General features: G+C 36.8%; 10 protein-coding genes. 7 read left to right on the forward strand and 3 right to left on the reverse strand.

From position 1 onward, the window contains the following. A partial coding sequence (locus WBM60_RS08795; protein WP_424282982.1) for a phosphoribosylaminoimidazolesuccinocarboxamide synthase occupies positions 1-796 on the reverse strand: 796 nt, incomplete at its 3' end. Between the two features lie 9 nt (positions 797-805). Continuing rightward, positions 806-1,759, reverse strand: a complete 954-nt coding sequence (locus WBM60_RS08800) for a PhoH family protein (protein ID WP_299161764.1) — start codon at positions 1,757-1,759, stop codon at positions 806-808. Between the two features lie 129 nt (positions 1,760-1,888). On the opposite strand from WBM60_RS08800, the gene WBM60_RS08805 reads away from it, so the two are divergent. From WBM60_RS08805 to WBM60_RS08830, 6 genes are all read left to right on the forward strand, one after another. Beyond that, positions 1,889-2,719: an SAM hydrolase/SAM-dependent halogenase family protein gene (locus tag WBM60_RS08805; RefSeq protein ID WP_424279044.1), complete on the forward strand. Its 831-nt coding sequence runs from the start codon at positions 1,889-1,891 to the stop codon at positions 2,717-2,719. Continuing rightward, positions 2,720-3,016 (forward strand): putative quinol monooxygenase, encoded by a 297-nt coding sequence (locus tag WBM60_RS08810; RefSeq protein ID WP_424282983.1) that lies wholly within the window; start codon positions 2,720-2,722, stop codon positions 3,014-3,016. A 4-nt stretch (positions 3,017-3,020) separates the two neighbouring features. Beyond that, on the forward strand, positions 3,021-3,752 hold the full coding sequence (gene gldF, locus WBM60_RS08815; protein WP_424276982.1) for a gliding motility-associated ABC transporter permease subunit GldF: 732 nt from the start codon (positions 3,021-3,023) through the stop codon (positions 3,750-3,752). Beyond that, positions 3,752-5,419, forward strand: a complete 1,668-nt coding sequence (gldG, locus tag WBM60_RS08820) for a gliding motility-associated ABC transporter substrate-binding protein GldG (protein WP_424282984.1) — start codon at positions 3,752-3,754, stop codon at positions 5,417-5,419. The genes gldF and gldG overlap by 1 nt, the downstream gene beginning before the upstream one ends. A 120-nt stretch (positions 5,420-5,539) precedes the next feature. After that, positions 5,540-6,658 carry a DNA polymerase III subunit beta gene (gene dnaN / locus WBM60_RS08825; protein ID WP_424282985.1) on the forward strand — a complete coding sequence of 373 codons (1,119 nt, stop codon included), beginning with the start codon at positions 5,540-5,542 and terminating at the stop codon, positions 6,656-6,658. Positions 6,659-6,870: 212 nt separating this feature from the next. Further along, positions 6,871-7,494, forward strand: a complete 624-nt coding sequence (locus WBM60_RS08830) for a DUF7467 domain-containing protein (protein WP_424259163.1) — start codon at positions 6,871-6,873, stop codon at positions 7,492-7,494. Positions 7,495-7,579: 85 nt separating this feature from the next. On the opposite strand, the gene WBM60_RS08835 is transcribed toward WBM60_RS08830, so the two are convergent. Further along, entirely contained in the window at positions 7,580-7,942 is a 363-nt protein-coding gene (locus tag WBM60_RS08835) for a DUF4870 domain-containing protein (protein WP_424259164.1), read from the reverse strand. Between the two features lie 208 nt (positions 7,943-8,150). On the opposite strand from WBM60_RS08835, the gene WBM60_RS08840 reads away from it, so the two are divergent. Continuing rightward, a partial coding sequence (locus WBM60_RS08840; RefSeq protein WP_424282986.1) for a tRNA modification GTPase occupies positions 8,151-8,847 on the forward strand: 697 nt, incomplete at its 3' end.

Below are 8,847 nucleotides of genomic sequence, written 5' to 3' on the forward strand. Positions count from 1 at the left end.
TTTGTCCTTCCAGCCCCTGAAATCCATTACTAATCAACCATTGACGAACAAATTCCTTAGATAGCTGTTTTTGACCTTCTCCCCTGCTCTGTCTTTCCTCGTAACCCTCCGCATAAAAGTAGCGGGAAGAATCAGGGGTGTGTATTTCATCGATGAGGAGAATTTCGCCTTCTTTATTTTTCCCAAATTCATATTTGGTATCAACCAGGAGTAATCCCCTTTGCTTTGCTATTTCCGTGCCCCTCTTAAATAATGCCCTGGTATAATTTTCAAGTATTTCATAATCCTGCTCTGATACAATGCCACGCTTTATGATATCTTCTCTGGAAATGTCTTCATCGTGATTTCCCTCTTCGGCTTTGGTAGCCGGGGTTATGATGGGTTCTTTAAACTTATCATTTTCAATCATTCCATCCGGCATCGGAACACCGCAGAGGCTTCTTTTCCCGGCTTTATACTCACGAGCCGCATGCCCCGAAAGATAGCCCCGTATTACCATTTCAACCTTAAATGGTTCGCAGGCCTGGCCAATAGCCACATTTGGATCCGGAGTTGCCAATAACCAATTTGGAACAATATCTGAGGTAGCCTTCATCATTTTGGTCGCAATCTGGTTGAGTATCTGGCCTTTATAAGGTATTCCTTTAGGCATGACAACATCAAAAGCAGACAAACGATCTGTTGCTATCATGATTAAGATATCGTTTTTTAACCGATATACTTCCCTCACTTTTCCCTTGTATATACTTATTTGATTGGGAAAATTAAAATTTGTTGTCATTAATGTCTCGGCCATATCGCTAAACTAGTTTTGATGCTCAATATTTTTATAGGCATCTATTACTTTCTTCACAAGATTATGGCGAATCACGTCTTTATCATCCAGATATATAATTTGTATCCCCGGAACACTTTTAAGGATTAATAATGCTTCTTTTAAGCCGGAAATTACCCTTCGTGGTAAATCGATTTGTCCGGGGTCGCCGGTAATCAAAAATTTAGCATTCTTTCCCATACGGGTAAGGAACATTTTCATCTGGGCATGTGTGGTATTTTGCGCCTCATCAAGGATTACAAATGCATGGTCCAAAGTTCGTCCCCGCATAAAAGCTAAGGGGGCAATTTGTATGGTTCCGTTTTCGATGTAATGAATAAGTTTTTCACCAGGTATCATATCCCGCAGCGCATCATAAAGAGGCTGCATATACGGATCCAGTTTTTCCTTCAGGTCTCCGGGCAAAAATCCAAGGTTCTCTCCAGCCTCAACTGCAGGCCGTGTTAAGATGATCCTTTTAACCTCTTTATTCTTTAATGCCCTTACCGCTAATGCCACCCCGGTATAGGTTTTACCTGTACCTGCAGGACCTATAGCAAATACCAGGTCATTTTTTTCAGTAGAATCAACCAATTTTCTTTGGTTGGCTGTAATTGCTTTTATGTAACGACCATTAACCCCATGAACAATAATGTCTCCGCTACTTTCAGAAGATTCATATTCTCCTTTACCGTTGCTTGTAAGCAATCGCTCTATTACATTTTCGTCTAGGGTGTTGTATTTGGTAAAATGGGCCGTAAGCATATGAAACCGCTTATCAAACTCATCCAGCAGGGGTTCATCGCCAAAAACTTTTATTTTGCTTCCTCTGGCTACTATTTTTAATTTGGGAAAATACTTTTTTAAGAGATTAATGTTTTCGTTTTGATGTCCGAAGAATTCCCTTGGACTAATCGCAGTAAGTTCTAAGTTAAGTTCGTTCAAAGAATAGATTTATTTAATTGATGTGTGCCGTAAGATAAATTTCTGTAGGCTGTTTTTTTCATGTAATTTTGTCAAACAAACTTAAGTAAAAATCGGTTTGAATAGTTAAAAAAATATCAACAGTGCTGCATGGCGATCATTACTTTAACTACAGATTTTGGATATAAAGACCATTTTGTAGGGGCCCTTAAGGGGACTATTTATAAAGAGGTTTCGGATGCTAAAATTGTTGATATCACACACACCGTAAGCCCTTTTAATATTCAGGAATGCGCTTATATTCTTAAAAATTCTTACAAGGCTTTTCCGGAAGGAACCATTCATATTGTTGGGGTAGATTCTGAACCCACCATTGAAAACCAGCATATTGCTGTATTGGTTGATAACCACTATTTCATAAGTGCCAATAATGGGGTAATTAGTCTGATAACTTCGGAGATAAAACCCGAAAAAGTTGTTGAAATAAATATTCCGAACCCCGTGAATGGATCCTTTCCTGTACTGGACATATTCGTTAAGGTTGCATGCCATATAGTACGCGGAGGAAAGTTGGAGGTTGTTGGTAAATCATTTGAAGACTTAAAAGAACTTAAAGAATTTGCTCCAAGAATAACGAACGAGGGCAAAACAATAGTTGGGAGTGTTATTTATATAGACAACTATGGAAATGTGATTACAAATATTCAGAGAAGCCTGTTTGAAGCCTACCGGAATGGGAGAAAATTTGAAATTAATGCGAGAAATAGGAAAATCAGTCAAATCCATAACAGGTATAGCGACATAATAAATTTCGACCTTGGAAAAAACCAGCGAAAGGGTCCGGGAGATTTGTTGGCCCTTTTCAATTCGTCTGACTATTTAGAACTAGCTATTTATAAGAGTGATCTGAACACGGTTGGAGGCGCCTCTACCCTATTGGGTTTGGATTACAGAGATACCATTATAATAAACTTTTTATAAATGCTGATACGCATCGTTAAATTGACATTAAAGAAAGAAAATATTGCTAGTTTTGAGCAAATTTTTGAAGAAACCAAAAGCTTTATCCGAAATTTTGAAGGCTGTCTTTCCCTTGAATTATACCAGGACAGGGAACATTCAAACATCTTCTTCACCTACAGTCATTGGGCAAAAGAAGAAAACCTGGATGCTTATAGAAAATCTGAATTCTTTAGAAATGTTTGGGGGAAAACGAAATTATTGTTTGAAGAAAAGGCAGAAGCGTGGAGTGTGAACAGAATTAAATCAGTAAAATAAACCTATGCTTGCCATATTTAAAAGAGAAGTACTTTCATTCCTTATGACCCCAGTAGGTTATTTGATTATCGGCTTTTTCCTGGTGCTCAACGGTTTGTTTTTATGGGTGTTTAAAGGTGACTTTAACATATTTGAATACGGTTTTGCAGATTTGAGTAATTTTTTTCTCTTAACTCCCTGGGTATTTTTGTTCCTGATTCCTGCAGTGACCATGAAGAGCTTTTCCGAGGAAAAGAAAGCTGGTACATTAGAATTGCTTTATATAAAACCAGTTAGTTTAGGACAAACCGTTTACGGTAAGTTTTTCGGTGCATTATTCCTTGTTGTAATTGCTCTGATTCCAACCTTCCTTTATAGCATTTGTATTTCGCAATTGGGCATTACACAGGGAAATTTGGATTGGGGCCTTATTTATGGATCATATTTTGGACTGTTTTTCTTAGCCATGAGCTACACAGCTATTGGAATTTTTACATCCACATTAACCGAAAATCAAATTGTTGCTTTTATCCTTGCCCTGGTTGTTTGTTTTATGTTCTATTATGGATTCGAAGGAGTTTCAACACTTTTCACTGATGGCGACATGGCACAATTTGTAATTTCATTGGGAATGAAATCGCATTTTGAAGGAATTTCAAGAGGGGTTTTAGACAGCAGGGATTTAATTTATTTCCTTAGTTTGTCTGTACTCTTTCTGTTTTTTGCAATTGTTCAATTAAAAAATCATTCCAGGTAATGAAGCGAAATAAGTTACTTACCAATGGTTTGGCCTTGCTTGTATTTATCTTGGTTAATATAGGTGCGAGTTTAATTTATACAAGAATAGATCTTACAGAAGATAAACGATATACCCTGTCTGAACAGGCATCAGAAGCCGTATCAGCTTTTAATTCTCCTGTTGTTATTGATGTACTCCTTGAAGGTGAATTACCCGCCGAATTTGCAAAATTAAAAGCGGAAACCAAACAGATATTGGAGGAATTTGCTTCCATAAATAGCAATGTAAAATATAACTTTGTTGACCCTCTTGCAGATAATGGCGAGCCCGAAGCCACTATTGCTGAATTGCAAAATCTTGGTTTAACTCCGGCGAATATAACAGTCGAAGAAAATGGAAGGGTATCGCAGGAAATTCTCTTTCCGTGGGCTATGGTCAATTATAATAATAAAACCTTTAAAGTTCCTCTTTTAAAAAATAAATTGGGAGCTTCTTCGGAAGACCGGGTGAATAATTCTGTACAAAATTTAGAATATGCCTTTGCGGATGCTTTTACTAAACTGGCAATTAAAACAAAAAAAAGAGTAGCGGTACTAAAAGGCAATGGGGAATTGCAAGATATTTATCTGGCTGATTTTCTTACTACCATAAGGGATTACTACAATATAGGGGCGATCACCCTGGATTCAGTAGAAAAAAATCCTCAAAAAGTATTGGATCAGCTAAAGGAGTACGATCTGGCACTTATTGCCAAACCCACAGAGGCTTTTACTGATAAAGAAAAATATGTGCTGGATCAGTTTATCGTAAATGGTGGAAAATCTATTTGGTTAATAGATCAGGTAGCCATAGAATTAGACAGTCTCTTTAATTCAAAAGGCAGTTCTATGGCTTTTCCAAGAGACCTCAACCTGAATGATTTTTTCTTTAAATATGGATTCAGGATAAATCCGGTGCTTATTAATGATTTATATTTTACACAAATAGTACTGGCGACGGGTGAAGGGAATAACTCTCAATATAATCCGGTACCCTGGTTTTACAATCCTATGGTTATCTCACCCAATAACCACCCAGTTAATAATAATCTGGAGGCACTTCGCTTTCAATTTGCAAATAGTATTGATACTATTTCCAATTCCTATCGCAAAACTGTCCTTTATTCGAGTTCACCGCTTTCCAGATCTGAAGGCACACCAAAAATGATAAGTTTAGACATTATTAATACCCCTCCAAATAAAGAAATTTACAATGATGGTAATAAGCCTGTGGTACTGCTTATTGAAGGTGCATTTAATTCTGCATTTACTAATAGAATTGTTCCTGTAAAACTAGAAGGCACTAAACTCAAAGGGAATGATAATAAGATGCTCGTGGTTGCAGATGGAGATATAATAAAAAATCAAATAAGGAATAACAGACCCCTTGAATTAGGATATGATAAATGGACCAATAATTTTTATGGCAACAAGGAATTTTTGGTCAATAGCATCAATTATCTTATGGATGACACCGGACTTATAAACATTAGAAATAAGAAAGTAAAAATCGCATTATTGGATCCGGAAAAAATAGCCGAACATAAATCTAAGTGGCAGTTGATTAACGTTGGTGTCCCTGTATTTCTTGTATTATTTTTCGGGTTTGCTTTTAACTATTTCAGAAAGAGAAAATACAGTGCCTAGGTGTTAATAAGTTTGTTTTATTCAAAAGCACATTTAGGATATATTTGTTTAATTGGATTTCATACAATAATAGCACAAATTGTTAAAAAAGAAATCAATCAAAAAAAGCATAAATAACGAATGAAATTTATAGTATCCAGCACTTATTTATTAAAGCAACTCCAGGTTTTGGGTGGGGTTATTAACAACAGTAATACTTTACCTATTCTTGATAATTTTTTATTTGTCCTAAGCAAGAACAAACTCATAGTCTCTGCCTCCGATCTGGAGACCACAATGAGTTCTGTTTTAGAGGTAGATTCGGATTCAGAAGGTACAATAGCAGTGCCTGCCAGGCTTTTGCTGGATACCCTAAAGACTTTTCCGGAACAGCCACTCACATTCGTCGTCGAAGATAATAATACGGTTGAGATCAGTTCTAATCACGGTAAATATGCACTGGCTTATGCGGATGGAGCAGAATTCCCTAAGGCTGTTGAACTTGCGAATCCCAGTTCTACTGATATTATGGGCGATATTCTTGCCAATGCCATAAATAAAACAATTTTTGCTGCCGGTAACGATGATTTAAGACCGGTAATGAGTGGGGTGTTCTTTCAGTTCTCATCAGAGCATTTAATTTTTGTGGCCACAGATGCCCATAAATTAGTAAAATACCAGCGTAACGATGTTAAGGCCTCTGAAGTAGCTGAATTTATAATGCCTAAAAAACCATTAAACCTTTTAAAAGGTATTCTTGCGGGCAGTGAGGAAATGGTGAAAATAGAATACAATGATAGTAATGCCAAATTCAGTTTTGACAATACAGAACTAATTTGCCGTCTTATAGATGGAAAATACCCAAATTACGAGGCTGTAATTCCTAAAGAGAATCCAAATAAATTGACCATTTCCAGGAATCAAATCCTGAGTTCAGTAAGGCGGGTCTCTATTTTCTCTAACAAAACTACGCATCAAATAAGACTTAAAATTGCCGGAGCCGAATTGAATATTTCCGCTGAAGATATTGATTACAGCAATAAAGCGGAAGAAAGGCTAACCTGCTCCTATCAGGGAGACGACATGCAAATTGGATTTAATTCCCGGTTTTTAGTAGAAATGTTGGGGAATCTGACCTCAGAAGAAATATGTTTGGAAATGAGCCTTCCCAACAGAGCCGGTATACTAACGCCAATAGATGGACTTGACGAGGGTGAAATGGTAACCATGCTGGTAATGCCGGTGATGTTAAATAATTAACTATCCCTTCTATATTCAGTAATGTCTTAATATTCCGGTAAAATATTTCTAGATCTTCTCGCTAAATCATAAGTAATTTAATTTTGTATAGAAAGGCTGCCTAAACACTTTTTAACTTGTTTATAGGTAGATTAACGTTCTTGCAAAATTTTCATATTCCTGTGCGTTTCAATTTGTATATATGTACAATTAAACCCAAATCCACCTACATTATGAAAAACAATCTCTACTATCTTTTAAGTTTTATCTTTTTGTTCTCTTGTCAAATTGATGATTTAGATCAAAGCAATGAAACCTTAAATGCCGTTTATTCGAAATCTAAAAAGAAAGAGTTTCAATATATATGTCATAAACTGAATATTGGAAACGATTGGAAATTCATAACCTTGTATCTGCCACCAGAAGCCATTCAGGCTCACTTAGACCATGGTGATGCATTAGGGGAATGTCCAAATAGCCTTCCCAATGAAGATGGAAGCTCTACTAATGATGGGTCCGACCAGGCTGCAAGTTGTGACTGTAGTGGTAATGTTACCCGACTGGATTTACGATATAATGGTGCTGAAGACGCCACAATTAGTATTACCGGTACAAATGGTAAAAAACAAATTTATCGGGCAAATCTTAGCCCCGGAGAATTATTTAATCTTAATGGTTTTGATCGTAACAATACGCTGGGTGGAGAAATCCATATTTCTGTAAAAGGTATCCCTAATACTACCATCAATACCAGTTGTTCGGAACCCAACATTCTTGGCTATACCTATGGCGATTTTACCATTGAAGGAGGTTCCAGCCTTAATGGTGGCGAATTTTGTCCCGGGCAAGTTATGTAAAAGCGTATTAGATGAAGTTGTTTCCGGAGATCCATTTATAATAAAAAATCCAATCTGTTCAGATTGGATTTTTTTGTTTCACATGTTATGTAATAAAAGGTATGGTCATGAAATTACTGGGAGACTCTCCTCTGGAAGCTCTTACGGCGTTTACGATGGGCATTATAAAGCCAAGTACGGCTGTCCCGATTAATGTAAGTATGCCAAGTCCAAATAATAGAATAGCAGGAATACTCAGGACGATGTATAGCAATAAACTTAGTTGCAGATTAAGAACAGCCTTTCCATGTTCATCCAAACTTTCTACAGAATTCTTTGAAGTCAGCCATATAATTAAGGGGGTTATTAAGCCACCAAACCCAATGATATAATTTAATAATTGTGTTAAATGCGTAATAACAAGCAGTTGCCTGTCGGCGCGCATTGTTCTTTGATTGATAACTTCCATTTTTTGATTGATTTTGATGATGTACTATATAAGACGTGATTTTTTATAAAATGTTACACAATATTTTAAGGATTTTTAAAAAAAGTTATCCACTTAATACCGGATATTTCGTAATGAGAAAACCAATAGGTTTGATCTAATGGAGTCCAATTAAAGCTTTCACCAGGCGGATAAGCGGCTTTTGTCTATTTTTACAAAAAATATCTCCATGATTTCAAAGGATACTATAATTGCGTTGGCCACACCATCCGGGTCTGGTGCTATAGCGGTTATTCGCTTATCCGGTAGAGAAGCCATTTCTTTGGTTTCAAAATTATTCAGGTCAGTTAGCAGGAAAGATTTAAAAAAAGTAAATACGCATACCATCCATTTAGGTTATATAATGGATGGAGATACTACTATAGATAAGGTCCTGGTATCGGTTTTTAAAGGGCCAAACAGTTATACAGGAGAAAACGTAGTTGAAATTTCATGCCATGGCTCAATATACATCCAACAGCAAATAATCCAATTGTTCATCAGAAATGGTTGCCGTATGGCAAATGCAGGTGAATTTACCTTGCGTGCATTTTTGAGCGGTAAAATGGATCTGAGTCAGGCCGAAGCGGTGGCGGATCTAATATCAAGTGAAAACGAGGCATCCCACAAAATTGCCATGCAACAGATGCGGGGAGGTTTTAGCAATGAAATTAAACTCCTGAGGGAAGAACTTTTGAACTTTGCCTCCCTGATTGAATTGGAGCTGGATTTTGCAGAAGAGGATGTTGAATTTGCTGACAGAGAAGAATTCCGGGGTTTACTAAACAGAATTGAAAGCGTTCTAAAGGGACTGGTAGATTCTTTCGCTTTGGGAAATGTTATAAAAAGCGGGATTCCTATAGCTATCGTAGGAGAACCTAATGTAG

This window comes from Eudoraea sp. (assembly GCF_049669105.1).
GTDB lineage: Bacteria > Bacteroidota > Bacteroidia > Flavobacteriales > Flavobacteriaceae > Eudoraea.